Source organism: Hymenobacter tenuis (genome assembly GCF_054780495.1).
In genome coordinates this window covers 338451-359276 of sequence record NZ_BAAGWF010000001.1, presented here as the reverse complement: position 1 = coordinate 359276, position 20826 = coordinate 338451, and the positions used below count along the sequence as shown (strand labels likewise).

Genomic DNA, 20826 nt, shown 5'->3' with positions numbered 1-20826 from the left:
AGGCCAAGAAGTGCCTAGCGGCTGCCCGGGATACGGAACTGTACGCCTAGGCTCGGAATGAACGTGAGGCCGCTGAGCTTGGTGGATTTGTTGTTCAGGAGCTGATACTCGCCGTAATTCTGATAGTACACTGAGAGGGCCGGAATAAAGTAGGCGTAGCGGTAGCCCAGCTTGGCATTGAAGAAGGCTCCAAACGAGCCAAAGTTGTTTTTGGCCGATGGAAGCGAAGGAATTTTGCTGCTCACCGAGCCACTTCCGGGCCCATTGTAGAGGTTGGTGGGCTGGAATCCGTATTTGAAAAAGCTGTGCGCATACATTACGCCGTACGAAATAGCCCCTATTTCCTCCTCAGCGCCTAGTGATTGGCTGAAAACGAGCGGGATAATAATATCCTGCCGGCTGGCCCGAAAGCCCAGGAAATCAGCTACGTTATCGAGGAAAGGAATGCTGGGTAGCTTGGCGCGCTGGGTGGCAAACTGCAACCCGATGCTGCCGTAGGTAGTACCCGCCTGGCGGCTGCCGGGGTTTTCGGGCGTGCCCGTGGGGCCCATAAACTGGTACATGGCATCGAAAATGTGCGAGCCAAACCCATACTTATAGCCCACATCCAGCCGTTCAATGAGGCCGTAGCGCACGTATAGGTCGGAGTTGGGGCGCACCGGATCCAGCACGTAAGCCAAGGCCGCAATCTGCAGCTTTTCAATGGTTTGGTTGTACTGAACGGTATCCTTGTTGGCCGTTTCGCGGGCCGCCGTCAGGAGCGCTGAGCCGGTTTTGCTGAGGGTTTCAGTGGGCACGCTAAAAGCCATGTTGCCGCCCACCCGGAACTCGCCGCGGGGCGTTACTTTGCCGGTGCTCACAATAGCGCGGGGCGAGGTGCACGACGCTGTAAACAGCAGGCCAGCCCCGGCCAGCAGGGTAAGCGCAGCACGAAGAGAGGAGAATGATTTCATAGGGGGAGAGGAAATAGGCCTAGGGTGCCTCGTGGCTAAAACCAGGCCGAAAGTAGAAAAAGCCGCGCAGCTCTGTAGTAGGTGAGGCTCCGGCAGCTGGCCGCAAAGGGTTTAAGCCAATGCATTGGCTAGCGCATGCCTCATTGCCTACAGCCTTGTTGCTTAAGCAAATACCGCCGAAATCGCCTTCCACCTCCCTGTACGGATAAGCGCAAATAGGTGCGACAAAACCTTAAATTCCCGTAACTTTCCTTTCCGCTTCTGATTTTTCCGCCACCCCATGCTTCAGTTTTACCTCAACGACCAACTTATCCGCACCGACCAGCCAGCTGGCAGCACTCTGCTCGATTTCGTGCGCTACAACCAGCACCTGACGGGCACCAAAATTGGGTGCCGTGAAGGCGATTGTGGGGCCTGTACGGTGTTGGTAGGTGAGTTGGCGCCTGGCGGCGAGGTAGTGCAGTACCAGTCGATGACCTCCTGCCTGACGCCGCTTGGTAATGCCCACGGCAAGCATGTGGTAACCGTAGAGGGCATCAATGCGGCGCGCACGGCCCTCACGCCCGTGCAGCAGGCCATTGTGGCGGAAGGCGGCTCGCAGTGCGGCTTTTGCACGGTAGGCTTCGTGATGTCGTTGACGGGGCACGCCCTGAGTGAAAAGCCTAGTACATCAGCCTCGGTGCTAGCTTCCATTGATGGCAATATTTGCCGCTGCACTGGCTACAAAAGCCTGGAACGGGCAGCGGCGCAGTTGCAGCAGCACCTAGAGCAGCGCCCCGCCGTTTCGCCCTTATCGTGGCTGGCGGAGCAGGGGTTTGTGCCGGTTTACTTCGCTGGCATACCTAGTAAGCTCGCGGCCCTGCGCAACGCCGAGGCCGCTGCCGCAACGGGTGGCACCGAAGCTACTAGCCTTACCCAAGTCCCAAACCCATCAAATGGCCTAGATGCCGCAGCGGCCGTGCGGGCCCAAATACTCGGTGGTGGCACCGATTTGCTGGTGCAGCGCCCCGAGCAGGTACGCGCCGTTCCTGTTGAGCTGGTATACGACCAACGCCACCTGCGCGGCATTCGTCGGGAAGCTGACACCATCATCTTGGGGGCTGCCACTACGGCCCAGCAGCTCATGGAATCAACCATCATGCTGGGGGTGCTGCCGGAGTTGCCGCGTTTCCTGAAGCTAGTAAGCAGCACGCCCATCCGCCAGATGGGTACCGTGGCCGGCAACTTCATCAACGCCTCCCCCATCGGCGACCTGACCATTATGTTCCTGGCGCTCGGAGCCGAAATTGAGCTGGAAGCCGCCTCGGGCCAACGCCGTATGCTGCCGTTGTCGGAGCTGTATCTCGACTACAAGAAGCTGACAAAAGCTCCCGATGAGCAGGTGCTCAGCATTCGGTTTGCCGCGCCCCAGCCCGGTGATGTGTTCAACTTCGAAAAAGTCTCGAAGCGTACACACCTCGATATTGCCAGCGTGAACACCGCGGCCTGGTTGCGCCTCTCGGGTGGGGTAGTACAGCAGGCCCGCCTCTCGGCTGGCGGCGTGGGGCCTGTTCCGCTGTTGCTGCGCCGCGCCGCCGCCAGCCTGGTAGGAAAGCCGCTTTCTTTGGAAACTGTGCAGCAGGCCCTCACGCTAGCCCAGCAGGAAATCAGCCCCATCAGCGACGTGCGGGGCACCGAGCAGTACAAGCGGCTGCTCTTGCGCCAACTCCTGACGGCTCACTTTGGCGAGGTTGTGCCGGAGTAAGTGCATGGCAGTTGCTGGTCATCAAAGGCCTAGTACGCACCGCTCGCTTTTGCTTCTCCCCTCTCTTACCGCCCCCACTTCCCACCCTTCTTTGCATGAACTACCTCGATCCGAACCGCCACGTGCGCGGCGAATCTCAGTACCTCGATGATATTCCGGTGCAGCACGGCACCTTGTACGCTGCGGTAGTTGAGTCACCGGTGGCGCACGGCCAGCTGCTGACCATTGATGCTTCAGCGGCGCTGCTACAGCCCGGCGTAGTGCGCGTTATCACGGCTGCTGATATTCCGGGCGAAAACCAAATTGGTGGCATTGTGCCCGATGAGCCGTTGCTGGCCGAAGGCCACGTGCATTTTCGGGGTCAGCCCGTAGCCCTGGTCCTAGCCAACTCTGAGCATGCTGCCCATGCGGCTCTGGCGCACGTACGGGTAGAGGTAGCGTCCTTGCCGGTGATAGTGGACCCGAGGGTGGCGGCCGCCCAAAACGAGCTGATTGTGCCGCCGCGCACTTTCCGCATCGGCGACTCAGCAGCGGCCTGGGCGCACTGCGCCCACGTATTCGAGGGCGTAGCGGAATCGGGTGGACAGGAGCACTTGTACATCGAAACGCAGGGAGCTTACGCTTTTCCCACCGAAATGGGCGGCGTGCGCATTGTTTCCTCTACGCAAGGCCCCACGGCTGTGCAACGCCACACGGCTCGCGTACTAGGCCTCGGCATGCACCAAGTGGAAGTCGACGTGACACGACTGGGCGGCGGCTTTGGCGGTAAAGAAGACCAGGCCACGCCGTGGGGTGCCCTGGCGGCCCTAGGTGCCGTTGTGGCCCGGCGCCCCGTAAAGCTGGTGCTGGACCGCATGGCCGACATGCGCATGACCGGCAAGCGCCACCCCTACTCCTCCGACTTCAAAATCGGGCTCGACCAAAACCTGCGGATTGTAGCCTACGAGGCTACTTTCTACCAAAACGCCGGTGCCGCTGCCGATTTATCGCCGGCCGTTCTGGAGCGGACCTTATTTCACTCCACCAACACCTACTTTGTTCCGAACGTGACGACCACGGCTTACAGCTGCCGCACCAACCTGCCGCCCAATACGGCCTTCCGGGGCTTTGGCGGACCGCAGGGCATGTTTGTAATTGAGTCGGCCATTGCCTGTGCGGCAGAGCGCTTGGGGGTAGAAGCCAGTGACATTCAGCGCCGCAACCTGCTCCGGGAAGGCGACCTGTTTCCGTACCGCCAGCCCACGGAAGGCTGCCACGCCGAGCAAGCCTGGGATACCGCCGCCGACCTCTACAACCTGCCGGCGCTGCGCCAAGAGGTGGCGGAGTTCAATGCTGCGCACAAGCTAGTCAAGAAGGGGCTGGCCGTGATGCCGATTTGCTTTGGCATTTCCTTCACCAAAACTGCCATGAACCAGGCGCGGGCGCTGGTGCACATTTACACCGATGGCTCAGTGGGTGTAAGCACGGGTGCCGTGGAAATGGGCCAGGGCGTGAACACGAAAATTGCCCAGGTAGCGGCCCAAACCCTAGGCATTTCGCTAGGCCGCATCAAGGTAGAAAGTACCAACACCACGCGCGTGGCCAATACCTCGCCTTCCGCTGCCTCCGCCACCGCCGACCTGAATGGTAAGGCCACGGAGTTGGCCTGTTTGGCGCTGCGTGAACGGCTCTTGCGCTTGGCAGCCACGGAGCTGAAAATGGACTACGAAGGCCTGCATATTGAAAACGAGCAGGTGCTAGCCGCCGGCACTCCCGCCGACACCACCTGGGAAAAACTAGTTTCAGCGGCGTATTGGCAGCGCATCAGCCTCTCCGAAAACGCCCACTACGCTACCCCCGATTTGCATTTTGATGCGGAAACCAATCAGGGCTACCCGTTTGCTTACCACGTGTATGGCACAGCCCTTACCACAGTGCACGTTGATTGCCTGCGCGGCACCTATGAGGTAGAGGCCGTACGCATTGCGCACGATTTCGGGCAAAGCCTGAACCCTGCCGTAGACCGCGGGCAGATTGAAGGCGGCGCCGTGCAGGGCATTGGCTGGATGACGCTGGAAGAGCTGGTGTACAACGAGGAGGGCCGCTTACTCAGCAACTCGCTGAACTCCTACAAAATTCCGGACCTCTACTCGGCACCTAAGGTGCTGGATGTGCATTTCCTTGATACGCCCGGCCACCCTAGGGCCGTGATGCGCTCCAAGGCCGTGGGCGAGCCGCCGCTGATGTATGGCATAGGCACCTACTTTGCTTTGCGCGACGCCATACGAGCCTTTCGCCCCGATGCTCCGCTTCCTTTCTCTGCTCCCATGACGCCGGAAAAAGTTCTCCTGAATCTCTACCCCGACGCCCCTTCTACCACCCACGCTTGGCACTCACCCGCTCCATCCAACTACGCAACCACCTCCGCGGCTTCCTGATTTATGCCGCCGGCGACACCGTTGCGGCACTATTGCTGCACCAATTTTCGTGGGGGCGTCTGCTGGGTATGGCACTGGTAGGCGGCCTTCTTTACTCGACTGAGGTGCCCGCGTATTTCCGCTGGCTTGACCGCCGGGTTCCGCCTAGCGCTCATGCCAGTTGGCCCACCAAACTCATGCGCGCGTCGCTTTCGCTGCTGTATTTCAACCCGCTCTGGATAGCGCGGCACTACGTGTTTCTGCGGCTGTTTTCTGGCCACCCTGAGCAGATAACCCTAGGCCTGCTGCCGCTCGCAACCCGGTCGTTTCTGGTTAATATTCCGGTTTCGTTGGGCGCCAACTACTTTATTCAGAACAAAGTATCGGCTGAGTGGCGGTTTGTGGCCAGTGCTGTGTTTTCGGGCCTGATGGCGGTGTATTATGCCGTGAGTGCCGTTTGGCTCTAACCAAGTAGCCTAGGTGCCGTGGCTGCTCAAACCTGTCTTACGCTCATTGGTTTACCTCACGAAAGCTGGTAGCCACACAACCTACTTCCATTTCGTCTACTTACCCCACTTTGGATTTCGTACCTGACTTGCCACCGGCCCCGCGCGACCTGCTCGTGTGGCAACACGCAGCCGCCAACCTGCGGGCCGGCATTCCGGTGGCACTGCTGTGCGTGCCCGCCAGCCAAGGCAGCAGCCCCGGCCGCCAAGGATTCAAAATGACGGTAACGGCCGCTAGTCTGGCTGGCTCCATTGGGGGCGGCATCATGGAGCACAAGTTTGTGGAGCTGGCCCGCGCACTGCTCCGCGACGACGCCCCGCAGCCCCTGCTCCGCCACCAAATTCATCAGAAAGCAGCCTCCGCTGACCGCTCCGGCATGATCTGTTCTGGCGAGCAATGGGTGCTGGTGTTCCCGCTCAGGGCTTCTGATTTACCGGCGGTGGTAGAGTGCAAGCGGGCCTTGCGCGAGTTGGCCCCGGCCCAGCTGGAGTTATCAGCGGCACACGGCTTGCAGGTGCTGCCGGGCAGCACGGCGCCCACGTTTCAGTTCCGGCCCGGCCCCGACTGGTACTATAGCGAGCGGCTGGGCTTTCGCGACCACGCCACTATTGTAGGGGCCGGCCACGTGAGCCTAGCCTTATCGAAGGTGCTGAGCATGCTTGATTTTGAGCTGACGGTGCTAGACGACCGACCGTGCTTGAACACGCATTTAAGCAACACCTTTGCGCATCATAAGCGCACCGTGCGCTACGAAGAGCTAGCCCGCGAAATCCCCGAAGGCCCGAACCACTATGTTGTTCTGATGACGTTTGGCTACCGCTCCGACCTAGTAGCACTGCGCCAGCTGCTCCAGCATCCGGTTCGGTATTTGGGTGTGCTGGGCAGCGCGGCCAAAATAGCGGAGCTACTAGGTACACTGCGCGCCGAAAGTGTACCGGAAGAACAGCTGGCCCGCCTGCGGGCGCCGATTGGGCTACCTATCCATAGCCGCACCCCCGAGGAAATTGCCATCAGTATAGCGGCCGAAATCATTCAGGAACGCAACCGGTAACTGTCTTCAGGGGGCTAGTAAACTGCAGCGCGCAGCGGCAAGGCTAGTTTTCAGTTTCTGAGCCACCACCGCCATTATTGCCTTGCAGGTAGCCTTCTGTAAAAACATGGTACTGGTCGAAAATGGAGCGCACGGAGCGCCGCAGCACCACTTCACCCTGCGGTCCGGGGGGCACGCTTACACCGGAGGCATACCCATTCCACACGGCCCGATTGGTCTGGTTATCAATCAGGGTTACGAGTAGCGTGCCCTCCGAAAGGAGCATGCGCACGGGTTGGTAGCCTTTGCGGCCTTCACGTGGAGTTTCATCGTCCTCGATGTTGCCATTTTTCACCCACCTCGTGAAGTCTTCCTGCGCGTAGCCTCTAAAGCGCATATCACCCTCAAATAACCGGAAGTTCACCAGCAGATCGGCGCGGCGCTTGGCGGGCCGGTAGCCCTGTAGCTTCATCCGGGTCCGGATGGCGTCGCGCAGGGCTTCTCCCAACCGGCTGGTATCGGAATTGATGCCGTCGCCACTAATGAATTCGTAGGTGCGGTAGCGGCGAAAATGCCCCGAGTAGCTGTAATCAGATTCCACGCGAGCTTCGCGCGACATCAGGCAGCCCGACAGCAACAAGCCGCCGCCGGCTAGCAGAGTAGCAAGCAATTTCATAGGCACTGGAAATGAAAAAAGACGTACTTCCAATTTACGAAATGAAGTTGCTTATCGATTGATTATCAGCAGTAAAATTCTGTCTTTCTTTCCTGAAGTGCTTTTAAGATGCGTAGGGCAAGCTTCTGGTTTACTTAAAAAAATGCAGGGCAATTTTAACCTGGGTTTGGGCGCATTAGGAGGCTAGCACCGGCGGCGGCATTGCTTCTTGTGCCAGCCCTTTTTCCAGGACAATGGTTAGCCCGCGTGCCGCCTGTATCGTCCCTACAATATCGAAGCCGTGGCGCAGGTTCAGCAGCAGCATGGCCCGCCACTTATTAAAGGTTTGCGTCCGGATGCGGCGGTAGTTGTGCTCCTGACACCAGGCGTGCTGTTGCTCCATGAGGGCGGCCGCAACGCCGAGGCGGCGGTAGCCCGGCAACACGCCGCCCAGCCAGCTGTAGTAGTGCCCGGGTTGCCGCTCATGGCCCAGCTTGCAGCCTACCAGTTGGCCATTTACTGAGGCAAGCCACGCCTGCACCGGCTGCTGGCCTTGGCGGTAGCGCAAATCAGTTGCCACACTGGCGGGTGTGCTTTCCAAAACTTCGGCCAGCAACGCCACCAAAGGCTCAAAGGCAGCGGCATCCTCGGTAGGCAAAACGGGCCAGAAATGGTAGTCTATCTGCATGGGACCAAGTTACTACCCCTTACCGGTAACCGGCCGCCTGCAACTGAAACAGCTCGGCGTAGCGGCCGCCTCGGGCCAACAGTTCCTCATGGCTCCCGATTTCCACAAACTGGCCGAGCTCAATCACCAAAATGCGGTCGGCCATGCGCACGGTGCTGAAGCGGTGACTGATAAGCACGGCGGTTTTGCCTTTGGTCAGGTCGCTGAAGCGCTGGAATACCTCATGCTCGGCGCGGGCATCGAGGGCGGCGGTGGGCTCGTCGAGGATGAGCAGCTGAGCATCGCGCATGTAGGCCCGGCCCAGCGCGATTTTCTGCCACTCGCCGCCGCTCAGGTCAACGCCGCCGTTGAAGCGGCGCCCAATCATTTGGTCGTAGCCATTGGGCAGCTTAGCAATCACCGAATCGGCCAGGCTTTGCGAGGCCGCCAGCTCAATGCGCGGGCGGTTGTCTTTCTGCTCAATCCGGCCCACGGCTAGGTTTTGCCCGGCCGGCAACTGGAACCGCACAAAATCCTGGAAGATTACACCAATTTCCTGGCGCAGCTCGGCGGGGTCGTACTCGCGCAGGTCGTAGCCATCGAGCAGGATGCGGCCTTCACTAGGGTCGTAGAGGCGGGCAAGCAGCTTTACTAGGGTAGTTTTGCCAGCGCCGTTTTCGCCTACCAACGCCAGCTTCTCGCCGGCCTGCAGCGTGAAGTTGAGGTTACGCAAGGCCCATTTTTCGGCGTTGCGGTATTTAAAGCCCACGTTTTCAAACCGGAACCCTTCCCGAATGGGGTTGGGGAACGGCCGGACGGTTTGGGCCTCGTTGCGCCGGATGCGCGGCTCTAGGTGGAAAAAGTCGAAGAAGTCTTGCAGATACAGTGCCCCTTCGGCCACCGAGCTGAAGCGGCTCAGAATACCTTCCAGCAGCCCCCGCATGCGCCCGAACGAGCCTGCCAGAAACGTTAGTTGGCCAATAGAAATCTGTCCGCGCACGGCCTGGCTGATGATGTACACGTAGGCCGCGTAATAGCCGCCTGCCCCAATAGCCGCGAAAAACGTACCCCAACTGGCCCGCCGAATCACGAGGGCTTTGTTCTGGTTGTAAAACTGATCCGACAGCGTGCGAAACCGGTCAATCAGGAACCCTGAAAGCCCGAAAATCTTAACTTCTTTGGCGGTTTCGTCGGAGGCGCCGGTTTGGCGCAGGTAGTCTAGCTCGCGCCGTTCGGGCGTCCAGCCGTGCACCAAGGAGTAGCTTTTCTCATTGAAGTGCGACTCGCCCAGGAAGGCCGGTACCACCGCCACCAGTAGCAACAGCAGCAACCACGGGTTAAAGGCCACCAGGCCCACGGCCAGAAACACCATGGTAATGCTGTCCTGGGCCTGGCTGAGCACCTGGGCCATCAGCACCGTGCGGGACAGGGTTTGGCGGCGGGCGCGCTCCAGCTTATCATAAAACGTGCTGTCCTCGAACTGATCCAGATCCAGCTCCGCGGCGTGCTGCATCAGGCGTACAGAAGTCTGGTTGGCAAACAGGTCGCCGAGCAACGAATCGAGCAGGGCCACCCCGCGGCCTAGCGCATCGGAAAGCACAGCCAGCCCAAACTCCAACGCCACAAGGGTCAGTACCGGGGTCAGCTCCCGCTCCGTGACCGGCTGGCGGCTCAGTTGCACTACTGTATCGAGGATGAGTTGACCCACATACAGCATGGCCACCGGCAACGCGGCCCGTAGCAGACGCAGGCCTACGTTGCCGAGCGTGAGGGCTGGGCTGGTCTGCCAGATCAGGCGTAAAAATTCCGGTAGGTTTTTGAGGGCCGAAAACCGCTCCCGCACCGTAAGGCTGGGCTTGCCATCGGGGCGCGGTTTTTTGGCGGAGATAGTAGAAAAGAAAGAGTCAGAACGAGCCATATACTGGCTATACGGCACACTTCAGGCCGAAGTACGGGGGCGGCCGTTTTGGCAGGCACTGTTGCGCAAACGCGCTATATTTCGAGTGTTATCAGCGGCCGGGCCGCTCTGTATTCCACTATCCGATGTATTACTTCTCTAGAATGAAATACGTTACCCTAGCCATACTTTTCTGTTTGCTGACGTTGCCAAGTTGGGCCCAGAACTAGGTCATTCGGTTTGCCGCTAGCCCGTGGGAGGTGGTGCTGACGCGGGCACGCCAGGAGCACAAGCCGGTTTTTGTATACGCATATTCGCCGGGTTGCCATTTTTGCCGCGAAATGGAAGCTACTACCTTTCAGGATGCCGCCGCGGCCACTTACTACAACCGCACGTTTATCAGCTACCAAGTCAACATCACGATGGATACGGCCTTCGCCAGGCGCTACGATATAGCCAGCTTCCCGACGTATCTCTACCTCGATGAAACCGGCAAACTGCTGCACCGAAGCCTGGGAGCAAAACCCGCCGCCGAGTTTATAGCCGATGCCAAGGCGGCTTTCGTTCCGGAATCGGCTTTCTATGCGCTGCAGCGCCGCTACCAAGCTGGCGAGCGTACAGCGGATTTGCTGTATGCCTATAGCCGGGCGCTGGAGTTTTCGTCGGAGGCCCAAAGCCCGCAGAGCCGCGTATTAACTGAATATCTGGCCACCCAATCTGCGGAGCAGCTTCGGTCAGAGAAAAATCTGCGCTTTCTTTTCACGCAAACTAATGCCGCAACTAACGAGTTTTTCCTGCAGAATCAGGCGGCGTTTCAGAGGTACTACCCAGCTAGTGAGGTGCAGCGCAAGGCCGAGCGCCTACTAGCCCGACTGGCAGCAGAAGCCGGCAAAAGCAAGGATGCCACTGCCTTCAGCCGCGTGCGGCACCTAGTAAGCACCAGCTTCCCGGATACGGCCCGGGCCCACAGCTTAGCCACCATCAATTTCCTGGAAGCCCGCCGCGACTGGGTGGCTTACGCCGGTGCCACCCTGCGCCATACCCGCCGCCCTAATCCTGATGCATATACCTTGCGCAAAACGGCTACCTATGTGCACTACTTCGGGCAGGAACAGGGGCTAGCGCGCCAGCAAGAGGCACTAGGCCTGGCCCTGAAGTTTATGCCGGTGTTGCTGCGCCAAGAAAAAACCTACGAGAACACCTTGCTGCACGCGTAGCTGCTGCACCAAGCGCACCAAGAAATGCAGGCCGCCGCCGTGGCTCGCGCCGCCATTACCCTTGCCCAACAAAAGCAGGAAAAGAGTGACGACGCAACCGCCCTGCTCGCCGAAATACAAACGGCCCGCAAGAAGTAGCCAGTTTTCACGAGCTGTTCCTGCGGGCCGCCGCACTGAGTAAAAGGGTTTGGGTATAATTTACCCCTAGCAAATGAGCGTTACCGGTTCATAATCTTGCCTTGGTTGTCCCAGTGGCTGTGCTTCACTACCAGGCTGCCCGGCTCGCGTTTAATGGTGCGGGTAAACCGCTCTCCTGATATCGAGCCATCGGGGCGGCGCTTCCCGAAAAACAGCGTAACCGGTTCGCCGTGCTCGTTGGTCAGGAACGTGATGTCGTAGCCCTTGAACACATCATCAATGCGAGAAGAAGGCTCGTAGGTTTTGCTTAGTTTCTTGTCGAGTTGCTCGTGGAGTGGCATAGCATCTGAATAGTTGGATCTGGGATAGTGTACGGCGGCTTTTTAGAAGTGGTATAGTGTTGAGGTAGCCTACAAGGGCCCTTACAGCCCCTGATGAGTGCTTTCTGAAGTTCCCGCAGAGCCCCCTGCAGCACATATTGCCTCGCTTCCGTACCTTTCCTTTTGGGCCTGCGTTAGAGGCAGCCCACCCGCACTGCCCATGCTGCATAGCTTTCTGTTCGCTCCCTTCGAAGATTCTGCCCGCCAGGCGCAATATCAGGCCGTACTGGCTGCGCTGGAGGCAGAACCTACCGCTTTTCCCACCATTCTGCTAGGCAACTTTGAGGTCGAAGGCGAGGTAGTAGATGCCTTGCTGGTGCGGCCAGGTAGCATCACGGTGCTACTGTTTGTGCCTCAGGGTGGCCTGCTGGATATTCCGGACCAGGAGGCGGGCGCCTGGCACCTGGGCCCCTACACGCTGCACGGCGATGAGCACGCCGCCAACCCCTTCGAGCAGTTTCTGAATCAGCAGGATGCCGTAGCCTCTTGGCTCAGCGGTCAGCTGGCACCGGCCTTTGTGCACCCCGAGGACGTGACGGGCCTGGTGTTGTTTGCCGGCACGGTGCAGTTCAGCCCGAAGGTTGAAAGCTACTTGCGGCGCAAGCCGGGCGCCGAAAACTTTCAGCTGGTCAGCCACCTTACGCAGCTGAACCGGCGGTTGCGGCAGCTCAGCAACTCCTCCCTCAACCTCTCGCCTCCGGCCCTCACGGCCTGGGCCGCCAGCATTTCCACGTCTTCCAGCCCCAATTCTTCTAGCCATGCCCTCGACGACAACCCAACCGGCGGCTACTGGGAGCAGAAGGCCCGCCAGCTGTGGAGCTGGTTAGGTGCCGGCGACATTCCGCACGATGCCCCGTATGGCTCAGCCGCTGAGGCCGTAGCGGCCAGCCAGCAGGAGTTGCAGCGCCTGGAGCAGCTCAGCCAGCAGGTGCGCACAGAGCTAGCGCAGCAACGCCAACAAATGGAGGCCCGCGAAGCCGAGCGGGAACGAAGCATTGAGGAGCTGCGGGCCAAGCTAAACCAAGCGCCATCGGCCGCCGCTGAAGTAGCCGGACTACAGGCCCGCCTAGCCGCCGAAACCCAGGAGAAAAACCAGCTGAAAGAAGCCATTCGGGCCACGCAGGCCGAGTCGGCAGCGCGTAACCAAGAGCTGGATGCCCGAATTCGGCAATTGGGGCAGCTAATTGAGCAGTTGCAGAGCGCCCCTGCCCCAGGGGCTCTGCCTGCGGCCGCTCCGGTTACTAGGGCTCCGGTTAGCCCAAACCCTACCCAGCCAGCTCCAAGCGCCCCTACTCCGCCCGTTGTTCGGTCAGCTGCTGGCAATTTAATCCGGCGGCCTTCGTGGCGGCTGCAGTGGCCCCGCGCAGTTATGGTGCTGGGTGTCGCGTTGGCCGTGTTGGGGGGTGCCGTCTGGGGCACGGTGCAACTCTCAGAAAAGTGGCGCGAGCGGCCTTCCCGCTCCAAAACCGAAAAATCAGCCGCAGACGAAGACCAACCCGCAGCATCAGCTACCGCTCCTTCCCTTTCCGATATTCAACCTGATACGCTCGTCGTGTCGTCGGACTCTACACCACCTGAACCTGAGGACGCCGAGGCTACTAGCTCCTCGTCCGAGGAAAACCTTACCTCCGATGAGCAAGCTCCGGACTCCGCCCAAATTCTGGCGCCTACCGCGGCCCCGGTTGAGCCCGACTCCGTACCGAGCACTTCGGAGCAACCTACCCCCTAGCAAAACCTAAACCGACAGAAAAAGGCCTCACCAGTTGGTGAGGCCTTTTTCTGCTAAGCAAAAAAGCGGCTTAGTACGGCTTCGCTTCGTGCGAGACGGCTTCGGCTTGCTCTACGGCTTGTGCCTGCTGTGCTTCATTGTATTGGTTGCCGCCGGCGGCGTGCATGCTGCTGCGGGCTTTCTGCAACCCATCGGCGAGGCGCTGGCCCCAATCCGGGTCGCAGTTGGTGCACAGCTCTACCATTTTGTCGCTCACTCTTCGGTCGGCGTCGGCCAAGGCACCTACCATGTTGTTGATCAGGTCGTCACGCTCCCAATCCTCGTGCAAGCGGTACCGTTCGCCGGCTTGCTTAAAGTTATTGGTGCGGTCGAGGGTTTGGCGAACCAAGCGGCCGGTGTACTCGGGCATATGGTCCGGAGCCGTGCGTGGCGCTTCTTTCAGGCCGTTCAGGCTGCTGGGCTCGTAGTTGATGTGCAGGTTCTGACCGGGCGCCGAATCAACATGGTAGGCCATCTGACCATCGCGCTGGTTGGTAGCCACGTGCTTTTTGGGCGCATTGATAGGCAACTGCAGGTAGTTGGTGCCCACACGGTAACGCTGCGTATCGGAGTACGAGAACGTGCGCCCCTGTAGCATTTTGTCGTCCGAGAAATCCAGGCCATCTACCAGCACACCCGTACCAAACGCGACCTGCTCTACCTCGGCAAAGTAGTTCTCGGGGTTTTTGTTGAGCGTCATCTTGCCCACGGGCAGGAACGGGAACTGATCCTGGGGCCAGATTTTGGTGTCGTCCAAGGGGTCGAAGTCCAGCTCAGGGTGCTCATCATCCGACATAATCTGCACGCACAGCTCCCACTGCGGGAAGTTGCCGGCTTTAATGTTGTCGAACAGGTCCTGGGTAGCGTGGTTGAAGTTTTTGGCTTGAATGGCTTCCGCTTCCTGAGCCGTTAGGTTCTTGATGCCCTGCAGCGGCTCCCAGTGGTATTTCACCAGCACCGCTTCGCCTTGGGCATTCACCCACTTGTAGGTGTTCACGCCGGAGCCCTGCATCTGGCGGTAGTTGGCCGGAATGCCCCACGGCGAGAACAGGAAGGAAACCATGTGCATGGCTTCCGGCGTGTTGGCAATGAAGTCGAAAATTCGCTCCCCGCTCTGGCGGTTCGTTACCGGATCGGGCTTCTGAGAGTGAATCAGGTCCGGAAACTTCATGGCATCCCGGATAAAGAACACCTTCAGGTTGTTGCCTACCAAGTCCCAGTTGCCGTCTTCGGTATAGAACTTCACGGCAAAGCCGCGCGGGTCGCGGAGGGTTTCGGGCGAGTGCCCGCCGTGGCCCACCGTGCTGAAGCGCACGAACACGGGCGTTTGTTTGCCGGGCGTATTGAACAGTTTGGCGCGGGTATATTTTTCAATCGGCTCGTCGCCTACTTTGCCGTACGCTTCAAACACGCCATGTGCACCCGCGCCGCGGGCGTGCACTACGCGCTCCGGAACCCGCTCGCGGTCAAAGTGGCTTATTTTCTCCAGAAACTGATAGTTTTCCAGCGTGGCAGGGCCGCGGCTGCCCACAGTGCGCAGGTTCTGGTTATTGGTAAGTGGGTGGCCCTGGCGGGTGGTTAAGGTTTGAGCATTTTCGCCGTCGGCGGTGCGCTGGTCGTGCGAGGTGCCGGCGCCAGTCACGGCAGTTCCCGTGCCATTGCCGGAGGTGCCGTTCTGCGGTTGACTCTGCTGATCTTGTGCCATACAAATAGAGAATGAATGATGGATGTAGTACAGTGAAGATACGACCGGGAGCAGACCTAGTGGAGAATTTTTCTCCAAAAGAATTTTGGCTTCTGTTAATACTCATCGGCTAATCTCCTCTATCTAACCCAATTACTAGCTCAAAAAATCCTATCAACCAGTATACTTTCGGGAAAATTGGAAGCTAGCACCGCGTCACCTTGGCTTGAGAGGCTACCTTTGCCCCCGAAATGCCCGCTACCTCTGCTCCCTCCTCTGCGCGCGTGTACACGCCTGGCTTCTGGCTGATGTGCCTGTCGTCATTGCTGTTCTTCATGAGCTTCAACATGCTCCTGCCTGAGCTGCCCGACTACCTCACGCGCCTAGGCGGAGCCGAGTACAAAGGCTTCATTATTGCCTTGTTTACGCTTACAGCGGGCCTTTCGCGCCCATTCAGCGGGAAGCTGGCCGATACTGTGGGTCGCATTCCGGTAATGGTGTTTGGCTCATTGGTGTGCTTTGTCTGCGGCTTCTTTTACCCCTTCACGGCTACAGTAGCGGCCTTTTTGGGCCTGCGGCTGCTACACGGCTTTAGCACGGGATTTAAGCCAACGGGCACAGCCGCCTTCATTGCTGATATCATTCCGTACGCCCGCCGCGGTGAGGCCATGGGGCTGCTCGGAGTGGCGGGCTCCCTAGGCATGGCGGCCGGCCCAGCCCTAGGCTCGTTTCTGGCCGAGCAGTTTTCCCTGAACACCATGTTCTACTGCTCCTCGGGCCTGGCCCTACTAAGCTTGGTAGTGCAGGGCACCATGACGGAAACCTTGCCCCAGGCTCAGCGCCAGCGCTTCAGCTGGAGCCTATTGCGCCTTGATTGGAACGAGGTGCTGGAGCCGCGTGTGCTGGCTCCGGCCGTGGCAACGCTACTGTGCCTGTTTCCGTTTGGCGCCGTCCTGACGGTAATTCCAGACCAAAGCCGTCTGCTTGGTCTTACCCATGGCAGCAAGGGCTTGTTTTATACCTGCTACACGGGTGCCTCCCTGGTAGTGCGCCTGCTGGCCGGCCGCGCCTCCGACCGCTATGGCCGGGTGCCCGTACTCATTGGCTCCTCGGCGCTCATGGTGGTATCGTTGGTGCTGCTGGCGTTGGCTACCACCACACCCTTGTTTCTGGGCGGTGCTATCTTGTTCGGGTTGGCTACGGGCCTGAATTCGCCCACTCTATACGCCTGGACGGTAGACCTGAGCCACCCCGAGCGCCGGGGCCGGGCCGTTGCTACCATGTACATTGCCTTGGAGGCCGGTATTGGCCTAGGTGCCTTGCTAGCTGGCTGGCTATATACCAATGAGCCAGCACGTTTGCCGTTGGTGCACGGCCTCAGCGCAGCTTCCGTTCTGCTGGGCTTGGCGTACCTAGTGTTCGGTCGCCACAAAGCTATACAGCACGAGTAAAGGGATCTTGTTCTGCGCTATACTTTTGCCTAGCTTTACTTCGCTGCCGGAGTGCTAGCCGGCCTATCAGGTATAATTTATCCGTGTTCTGATGTTAACGTGTATCGCTCCCGCCCCCTGGCGCGGAGTTCTGAGCGGCTTGCTGTTGCTCGCTGCCCCCGCTATCCTGAAAGCGCAGGAGGTTCCGCTTCGTTTTGGTAAGCTCGATGCCAAAGAAGCTGCCGTCATCCTTTCCCGCCCCGATTCTGCTGCCGCTGAAATCCTCTGTGACTTTGGCCAGTCGAAGATCAAAGGCGGGCAAGATGGATTTGAGCTGTTTTTCGAGCGCACGGTGCGCATGCTTGTCCGTAAGAAGGCGGGCTACGACAACGCTACCGTGCGGGTAATCCTGTATCATAACCAGGATAATAGCCAAAAGGAGCAGATTCAGCAGCTGAAAGGCCTCACGTACAATCTCAGCGGCAAGGAGCTCAGCAAAGATCCGCTTAAAACCGATGCGGTATTCAGTAAGAAACTAGACGAGCGCCACAGCGAGTATGCCTTCACGCTGCCCAACGTGCGCGAGGGCTCCATTTTGGAGTTTACGTATGTGGTGCGCTCACCTTTCCTGTTCAACCTCCAGGATTGGCAGTTCCAGCAGGACATTCCCGTCCGCTGGAGCGAGTATCGGGTCCAGATTCCCGGTTTTATGGCGTACAAGGAAATGACCCGTTCCTATATACCTTTCGCGGTAAATGAGTCCGGCTCTACCTCCTACTCAACGGCTTACCGCGAAACAGGAGAGAATGGGTATGGCTCGAGTGCCGGAGCAGCTGATCAGGCCTACAACATTTCTACCCAAGCTCTTACCCGACGCTGGGTATTAAAGGATGTTCCTGCTTTCCGGGCCGAGCCTTTTCTTACGACCGAACACGACTACCTCAGCCGCGTTGACTTCGAGCTGGAGCGCATTCAGTTTGACCCTAACCGCCCACCTAGTTTTATTGTGGGCACCTGGGCTCAAATTGAAAAGAAGCTTCTAGAGCAAGAAGAGTTCGGGCAATACCTGCAGCGCAACTCCCCACTTGCCAGCGGGGCAGCAGCACTTCAAACCATTCCGGACCCTAGTGCCCGGGCCGCGGCCGTGCGCCTGTTGGTGCAGCAGGCCGTAGGGCACAATGGTGGTAACTCCATGTATGCGCTCAATACGCCTAAGAAGGTGGGAGAGCTGCGCCAGGGTAATGCTGCCGAAATAAACTTGCTGCTGATACACGCTCTGCGCGAAGCCGGTCTGGATGCGCAGCCGCTGCTGCTGAGCACCCGCAGCCACGGAAAAATTCAGACGGAACTGCCTGTTGTAAGTCAGTTCAACTACGTAGCGGCCCATGTAACTCTGCCTGGCAACAAGCAACTGCTGCTCGATGCCACCGACCCAACACTGCCTTCCGATCTGCTGCCGGAAAAATGCCTGAATGGCCAAGGCAGGCTGCTAGGCCCTGCTGGCCGTTGGGTGCCCCTTGCTACCACCACGCCGCATATGCGGTATACCCACGCCCAGCTTGCGCTTGATGCGAAGGGTAGCCTACTGGGTACTGTACGCCAGGAGTATGCCGGGTATGCGGCCGCCGAGCACCGCCTGCCGTTGCCAGCCTTGCGCCAGCAGTGGCAACAGGCCCACCCCGAGTGGCAGATTGAGAAAGCCGAAGCTACCTCCGATGACGTGACCAAGCCCGTGGCCCTCAAGCTTACGACCCATTTACCGGGCGCCGAGCAGGCGGCTCCTACCTTGTATGTGCGTCCCATTCAGCAGCTAGGCTTGGCCAATAACCCGTTCCAAAGTCCCGACCGCCTGTATCCGGTGGACCTGGCCAACGCCCGCCGCCTGGAGTACCTAGTGCAGCTAACGCTGCCCAGTGGCTATTCGGCAACGGAGTTGCCGGCTAATCTTACCCTAGCACTGCCTAACAACGGAGGCAGCTTTACTTATGCCATCAACCGCGCTACGCCGCAAAGCCTGGCTATAAACGGGCGGTTGCACCTAAACAAAACTCAGTACACGGCGGAGGAATATCAGGCTATACGCGAGTTGTATACCCGTGCCATGGCCAAGTTTGCCGAGCCTATTGTGCTGCAGCGGCAGTAACCCAGGCCACGCATCCTGTTAGTACTGCTGTCCCGAATACCACTAGTACCCCGCTCCTTCGCCCTACTGCTCACTACCCTATTGTAACACGCTGTTTCCGGTTTCGGGCTCTTTGTAGGAGGCGAAGCCAGGAAATGTATCCATTGTCGTCACAAGTACTTTACCTGAGTTTATATGATTCAACCTTTACTCCGCCGGCTGGTACTAGCCGGTATTTGCAGCGGTGCGTCCGTATCGCTGGCGCAGGCCCAGACCGACCCGATTAAGTTCGGGAAGATTGATGAGCGCGACCTCACCGCCGAAAACTTCGTGGCCGACAGCACCGCCCCTGCCGTAGTGCTCTGCGACTTTGGCCGTTCCCGCTTCGAGTATGCGGAAGAGGGCTTTCGCGTGGTGTTTGAGCGCGTAGCCCGAATCAAAATCCTGAAGAAAGCTGGCTACGACTACGCTACCGTCAAAATTCCGCTCTACCACCGCGGCAACTCCGAGGAAAAGCTGATGAACCTGAAAGGCTTCACCTACAACCTCACGAATGGGCAGGTGGTGAAGGAAAAGCTTAACTCAGAGTCCATTTTCCGTGAGGAAAGCACCCCGAACGTAACCATCCGCAAGTTTACGATGCCCAACGTGCGCGAAGGCTCCATTGTGGAGTTTGCCTACACCGTGTCATCGGCGTTTACCTTCAACTTTCAGGACTGGACCTTCCAGTCGGATATTCCGGTGCGCTGGAGCGAGTTTCGCGCCGCCATTCCGGAGTACTTCGATTACAAGATGCTGATGCAAGGCTATGAGCCGCTGGAAGTACAGGAGCGCAACGAGGGCCTGACCCAGTACACCATCCGTTGGTCGGCGAGTACGGATTTGCGTGGCAACCGCGAATCAGGCGGCGCAGAAACCGTAACGCCCCGCGTGACCAACTACCGGTGGGCCATGAAGAACGTGCCGGCCATGCGCGAGGAGCCCTACATGACCACCACCAACGACTACATCGCCAAAATCGACTTTGAGCTGGCCGGCACCAAGTGGCCGAACGAGGCGTACAAACCCGTAGCTAACTCCTGGGAGAAAATTGAGCGAGAATTGCTCAACGAAGACAACTTTGGGGCCCAGCTGAGCCGCGCTAGCTTTCTGAAAGAGCAGCTCACGCCCCTCATGGCGCAGCATGCTGACCCTGCTCTCCGGGTTGCCGCCATTCATGACCTAGTACGCCGAGCCGTAAAGCACAATGGCAACAATGGCGTAATGGCCTCGGGTAACATCCGCCGAGCCTACGACCAGAAAACCGGTTCGGCCGCCGACGTAAACCTGCTGCTGATTGCGGCCCTGCGCGAAGCCGGCCTGACGGCCAACCCGGTACTGCTGAGCACTCGCAACCACGGCCGCATGGAAACTAACGTGCCCCTGATGAGCCGCTTCAACTACGTGATTGCTCACGTAGCGCTGCCCGAAGGCAAGGAAATGCTGGTTGATGCCACCGAGGAGCTGGCACCCTGCGGCATGCTGCCCTACCGCTGCCTGAACGGAATTGGCCGCCTTGTAATGGCCAAAGCCACCGACTCGCGCTGGGTAGAGCTGAAACCCGCCGAGCGCATGCTCACCTACCGCCAGATCAATATTCTGGTAGATGACAAGGGCGGCCTTACGGGCAAGGTGCACCAAGAACACGGCGGCTATCTGGCCTTCGATCAACGGGATAAGCTCCGCAAGTTGGGCGAGAAAAAATACGTGGAGGAACTTACCGCCAACCACGAAGGCTGGAGCATTCCTAAGTTTACATTCAAGGAAAAAGATGTGCTTAACCGCCCGCTCACCCTTGACTACGAGTTTGCCTCGGCCGGCGGCGACGCACCGGTGGGCACCATCTACCTCAACCCGCTCCGCGACTTCGGCACCGACAAAAACCCCTTCCTGCACGAAAATCGCCGTTTTCCGGTGAACTTCGGGGCCGGACTTGATGAGACCATTATGTTGAACGTGACCTTGCCCGCCGGCTTTGAGTTGGAGGAAACGCCCAAAAACATGGTGGTTGAAATTCCGGAGGGTGGCGGCCGCTTTACCTACGCCGTGCAGCCCGGTGTGGGCACCATCCAGATTATGAGCCGCATGAGCCTAGGGCGCCCGGAATACTCAGCCGAGGAGTATGCTTACCTGCGTGAGTTTTTTGCCCGCATGATGGCTAAGCAGGGTGAGCGGTTGGTCCTCAAGAAGAAAGTATAA

15 protein-coding genes are annotated in these 20826 nt (G+C 58.9%); 9 read left to right on the top strand and 6 right to left on the bottom strand.

Annotated features, from left to right (window positions below; all coding sequences use genetic code 11):
• Positions 1–14 precede the first annotated feature (14 nt).
• Complete coding sequence (locus tag ACYVGU_RS01620) at positions 15–953, bottom strand: hypothetical protein (RefSeq protein ID WP_460620628.1); 939 nt, start codon at positions 951–953, stop codon at positions 15–17.
• A gap of 280 nt (positions 954–1233) precedes the next feature.
• On the opposite strand from ACYVGU_RS01620, the gene ACYVGU_RS01615 reads away from it, so the two are divergent.
• The 4 genes from ACYVGU_RS01615 (at position 1234) to ACYVGU_RS01600 (ending at position 6651) form a co-directional block, all read left to right on the top strand.
• Positions 1234–2697, top strand: a complete 1464-nt coding sequence (locus ACYVGU_RS01615; protein WP_460620627.1) for an FAD binding domain-containing protein — start codon at positions 1234–1236, stop codon at positions 2695–2697.
• A gap of 95 nt (positions 2698–2792) precedes the next feature.
• The gene (locus ACYVGU_RS01610) at positions 2793–5114 is read left to right on the top strand and encodes a xanthine dehydrogenase molybdopterin binding subunit (protein ID WP_460620626.1); all 2322 of its coding nucleotides are present in this window, start codon (positions 2793–2795) and stop codon (positions 5112–5114) included.
• Complete coding sequence (locus tag ACYVGU_RS01605; protein ID WP_460620625.1) at positions 5063–5560, top strand: hypothetical protein; 498 nt, start codon at positions 5063–5065, stop codon at positions 5558–5560. Before ACYVGU_RS01610 ends, ACYVGU_RS01605 begins: the two co-directional genes overlap by 52 nt.
• A 110-nt stretch (positions 5561–5670) precedes the next feature.
• Positions 5671–6651: an XdhC family protein gene (locus ACYVGU_RS01600; RefSeq protein WP_460620624.1), complete on the top strand. Its 981-nt coding sequence runs from the start codon at positions 5671–5673 to the stop codon at positions 6649–6651.
• A 43-nt stretch (positions 6652–6694) separates the two neighbouring features.
• Here the strand turns inward: ACYVGU_RS01600 and ACYVGU_RS01595 are convergent, their stop codons facing one another.
• The 3 genes from ACYVGU_RS01595 to ACYVGU_RS01585 form a co-directional block, all read right to left on the bottom strand.
• A complete protein-coding gene (locus ACYVGU_RS01595) occupies positions 6695–7306 on the bottom strand; it encodes a DUF4136 domain-containing protein (protein ID WP_460612812.1) in 612 nt (203 codons plus the stop codon).
• Between the two features lie 175 nt (positions 7307–7481).
• The gene (locus ACYVGU_RS01590; RefSeq protein WP_460620623.1) at positions 7482–7973 is read right to left on the bottom strand and encodes a GNAT family N-acetyltransferase; all 492 of its coding nucleotides are present in this window, start codon (positions 7971–7973) and stop codon (positions 7482–7484) included.
• A 19-nt stretch (positions 7974–7992) separates the two neighbouring features.
• Positions 7993–9870 (bottom strand): ABC transporter ATP-binding protein, encoded by a 1878-nt coding sequence (locus tag ACYVGU_RS01585; protein ID WP_460620622.1) that lies wholly within the window; start codon positions 9868–9870, stop codon positions 7993–7995.
• Positions 9871–10109: 239 nt separating this feature from the next.
• Here ACYVGU_RS01585 and ACYVGU_RS01580 point away from each other — a divergent pair, with 239 nt between their 5' ends.
• Complete coding sequence (locus ACYVGU_RS01580) at positions 10110–11066, top strand: thioredoxin family protein (RefSeq protein ID WP_460620621.1); 957 nt, start codon at positions 10110–10112, stop codon at positions 11064–11066.
• A gap of 218 nt (positions 11067–11284) precedes the next feature.
• On the opposite strand, the gene ACYVGU_RS01575 is transcribed toward ACYVGU_RS01580, so the two are convergent.
• Positions 11285–11545 (bottom strand): hypothetical protein, encoded by a 261-nt coding sequence (locus ACYVGU_RS01575; protein ID WP_460620620.1) that lies wholly within the window; start codon positions 11543–11545, stop codon positions 11285–11287.
• 199 nt (positions 11546–11744) lie between these two features.
• Here ACYVGU_RS01575 and ACYVGU_RS01570 point away from each other — a divergent pair, with 199 nt between their 5' ends.
• Positions 11745–13313, top strand: coding sequence for a hypothetical protein (locus ACYVGU_RS01570; protein ID WP_460620619.1), 1569 nt, complete (start codon positions 11745–11747; stop codon positions 13311–13313).
• A 70-nt stretch (positions 13314–13383) separates the two neighbouring features.
• Here the strand turns inward: ACYVGU_RS01570 and ACYVGU_RS01565 are convergent, their stop codons facing one another.
• Positions 13384–15057 carry a catalase gene (locus ACYVGU_RS01565; protein WP_460620618.1) on the bottom strand — a complete coding sequence of 558 codons (1674 nt, stop codon included), beginning with the start codon at positions 15055–15057 and terminating at the stop codon, positions 13384–13386.
• A 230-nt stretch (positions 15058–15287) separates the two neighbouring features.
• On the opposite strand from ACYVGU_RS01565, the gene ACYVGU_RS01560 reads away from it, so the two are divergent.
• The 3 genes from ACYVGU_RS01560 (at position 15288) to ACYVGU_RS01550 (ending at position 20826) form a co-directional block, all read left to right on the top strand.
• Complete coding sequence (locus tag ACYVGU_RS01560; RefSeq protein WP_460620617.1) at positions 15288–16487, top strand: MFS transporter; 1200 nt, start codon at positions 15288–15290, stop codon at positions 16485–16487.
• Positions 16488–16578: 91 nt separating this feature from the next.
• Positions 16579–18609: a hypothetical protein gene (locus ACYVGU_RS01555; protein ID WP_460620616.1), complete on the top strand. Its 2031-nt coding sequence runs from the start codon at positions 16579–16581 to the stop codon at positions 18607–18609.
• A 174-nt stretch (positions 18610–18783) separates the two neighbouring features.
• Positions 18784–20826: a DUF3857 domain-containing protein gene (locus ACYVGU_RS01550; RefSeq protein ID WP_460620615.1), complete on the top strand. Its 2043-nt coding sequence runs from the start codon at positions 18784–18786 to the stop codon at positions 20824–20826.